The sequence below is a fragment of the Nonomuraea maheshkhaliensis genome (genome assembly GCF_039529435.1).
GTDB classification, from domain to species: Bacteria; Actinomycetota; Actinomycetes; order Streptosporangiales; family Streptosporangiaceae; genus Nonomuraea; species Nonomuraea maheshkhaliensis.
On record NZ_BAAAMU010000087.1, the window covers coordinates 42,268 to 45,080 of the forward strand.

Consider the following 2,813-nt stretch of genomic DNA (forward strand, 5'->3'; position numbering starts at 1 on the left):
GACGAAAGCTGCGGCGGTCAGTCGGCGGTGGTGCGGCGGCCGCGGGCCGGGGGTTTCTTGCGTCCCGCCACCAGCGTGTCGCCGGGCTCGGGCGAGGGCTCCTCGCCGCGCTTGGCGTCCGCCGGACGCGTACGGGGCCGGGGATGCGGCGCCGTGTCCTCGGACGCCTTGGCCTCGGCCTCCTTGCCTGAGGACGCGGTCGCGGCGCTCGGGGACTCCGCGGGTTCGCCGGAGCCGCCGGGATTGTCGGGATCGCGCAGTGACGCGATGACCCGGTCGGCCTCCGAGTCGGCGGCGAACTCGTCCGCCGCCTCCGATTCCCTCCGCCGGATCACCACCATGTGATCGACCGAGACCCGCCCCGCGCCGACCACGGCGAGCAGCAGGGACGCGGCTCCGAGCAGGATGAGCTCGTTCAGGCTGATCGGGTTGAGGGGCGGGGCCACCACGAAGACCGCCAGCGCCTCGGCGAAGAGGATCAGCCCGGTGACGGAGACGGCGAGCCCGGCGATGAGCAGGGCGCCGCCGATGAGCTCGGCGAGCATGGTGACCGTGGCCCACGCGCCGGGGGCAGGGGCACCCTGCTGCAAGAACTTCGCGCCGGTGGTGATGAGACCGTCTTCGAGCTTGGTCCAGCCGTTGGCGAAGAAGATACCGCCCACACCGATGCGGGCGACTAAAGCGGCAAGATCACGAAGGACCTGTTTCACGGTAGTTGTCTGCCCTAATCGGGACATGGCACACCTCAATCACGGCTGAGCAGCATGGCCACCGCGACGGCGGTCAGGCTGAGCAGGACGACGCTCACGACCACTGTCGTGTGCAGGGCGTTGACGAAGGCCCACCGGGCGGCGTCGAGCAGCGCGCCGCCCGTGTCGCCGCCGATCTGGTCGGCGACGTGGGCGGCGGAGGCCAGTGACTGCCTGGCCTGGTCCATGCCGCCCGCCGAGACGCCGGGAACGGCGGGCAAGCCGGGCGCGTACACGATCGCGGTGATGGTGCCGAGCACGGCGACGCCCAGGCCGGCGCCCAGTTCGTACGCGGTCTCCTCGATGGCCGCGGCCCCGCCCGCCTGGGTCTCGGGAGCCGACGCCATGATCGTGTCGGAGGCGGCGAGCAGCGCCACCTGGACCCCGAACCCGATGCCGACGAAGCAGACCGCCAGCATCACGGGATGCCCCTCGACTCCCCAGGTCAGGGTGGGCGTCAGGGCGAGCGCGACGAGCGCGAGGCCACCGCTCATGGTGGCCCGCATGCCGACCCTGGGCAGGATGTGGGCGGCGGCGAGGCCGCCGGAGACGGCGGAGATGACCAGGGGCAACATCCTGAGCGCGGCCCGCACGGGGCTGTCACCGAGGACGAGTTGCAGGTATTGGGCGAGCATGAGCTGCAGCCCCACCAGCGCGAACACGCCGAGCAGCACCCCGAGGACCCCGGTGGTGAACTCCCGCCGCCGGAACAGCCCGATCTCCAGGAACGGAGCCGGCAGCCGGGTCTGCCGCCGGACGAAGGCGACCAGCAGCCCCAGCCCGGCCGCGAAGACCAGCACCGAGGCCCAGAGCGGCAGCAGGCTGCCCGAGCCCGCCTCCTTGAGCCCGAACGCCAGCGCCAGGATGCCGAACACCGACAGCGCGGCGCTGACCGCGTCCCACGGCCGGTCGCGGCGCCCGCGCGACTCGGGCAGCAGGCGCTTGGCCGCGGGCAGCAGCACGAGCAGGATCGGCACGTTGATCAGGAAGACCGCGCCCCACCAGAAGCCGACGAGCACGCCGCCGACGAGCGGCCCGATCGCCGCGCCGGCCGCCGCGACCGCGCTCCAGACGCCCAGGGCGATGGCCCGCTCGCGTCTGTCGGTGAACACCTGGCGGATCAGCGAGAGGGTGGCGGGCATGATCATCGCGCCCCCGACACCGAGCATCGCCCTGGCCAGGATCAGTGTCAGCGCGGTCGGGGCGCACGCGGCGGCGGCCGAGGCGACGCCGAACAGTACGAAGCCCCACAGGACCAGGCGTTTACGCCCGTATCTGTCGCCAAGCGTGCCGAACATGATCAGCAGCGGCGCGACCACCAGCGAGTAGATGTCGATGATCCAGAGCAACTGCACCGCGGAGGGCTCCAGCGCGGCCGTGAGCGCGGGCACCGCGATGTGCAGGACCGTGGCGTCGACCGTGATCAGCAGCAGCGCCAGGCAGAGCAGCACGAGAATGGACCAGCGGCGGTCCTGATGCTCTCGGTCTGCGGTCCGTACGAGGGGTGCGGCCTGTGTGACGGTCATGGCCCTCCTTGCAGGCCGATCCGTTGTCCAGGGCCCGCACGTGCTGTGGTCGGTGGCGTCGGGAGCCGCGGCTCGGCGCTCGCTCCTCCCGAGCTCTGCCGCCTGACTCCGGCCCTCCGGCTTGCGTGGCAGCTTAGGCCATGTCACGGACTTGTCATAGCGGTATCGGTCGATCCACGGTCACCCTGTACCTCTCTAGAGAGATACAGCCATATGTCGGTATCTATCCAACGATCACGCGCCAGCCGATCATGGGACGTGTGGGGACCGACGCACGTGGCACCAAAGGCGATCATCCCGACCGGTCCTCACGTGAATGGTGCGACGAGGCCCTGACCAGGCTCGACGCCGGCCGTCCCGAGTCCGCGCTGGAGGCCGCGCGGCGGGCGGCGGACCTCGACCCGGTCGCCGAGTGGCCGCAGCGGCTGACCAGCCTGGCCCACGAGCGGCTGGGCCGCGACACCGACGCGGTGCCCGCCGCCGAGCGGGCCGTGGACCTGGCCGGCGGCTCATGGCCCGCCCGGCTGCGGCTGGCGGG

At 72.0% G+C, this 2,813-nt stretch carries 2 protein-coding genes and 1 pseudogene; 1 reads left to right on the forward strand and 2 read right to left on the reverse strand.

Translation table 11 applies throughout. The features are described 5' to 3' along the window. Positions 1-17 precede the first annotated feature (17 nt). Together ABFX54_RS39840 and ABFX54_RS39845 are read right to left on the reverse strand one after the other, a co-directional pair. Positions 18-710 carry a DoxX family protein gene (locus ABFX54_RS39840; RefSeq protein ID WP_346112014.1) on the reverse strand — a complete coding sequence of 231 codons (693 nt, stop codon included), beginning with the start codon at positions 708-710 and terminating at the stop codon, positions 18-20. Between the two features lie 35 nt (positions 711-745). Then, a complete protein-coding gene (locus ABFX54_RS39845) occupies positions 746-2,275 on the reverse strand; it encodes an MFS transporter (RefSeq protein WP_346112015.1) in 1,530 nt (509 codons plus the stop codon). A 260-nt stretch (positions 2,276-2,535) separates the two neighbouring features. Between ABFX54_RS39845 and ABFX54_RS39850 the strand changes: the two are divergent. Next, positions 2,536-2,813: pseudogene (locus tag ABFX54_RS39850) on the forward strand (hypothetical protein); the annotation flags it as partial.

What these genes read in the sequence shown, in the direction of transcription:
- ABFX54_RS39845 (WP_346112015.1), bottom strand. Translation starts at nt 2,275, where the DNA reads ATGACCGTCACACAGGCCGCACCCCTCGTACGGACCGCAGACCGAGAG.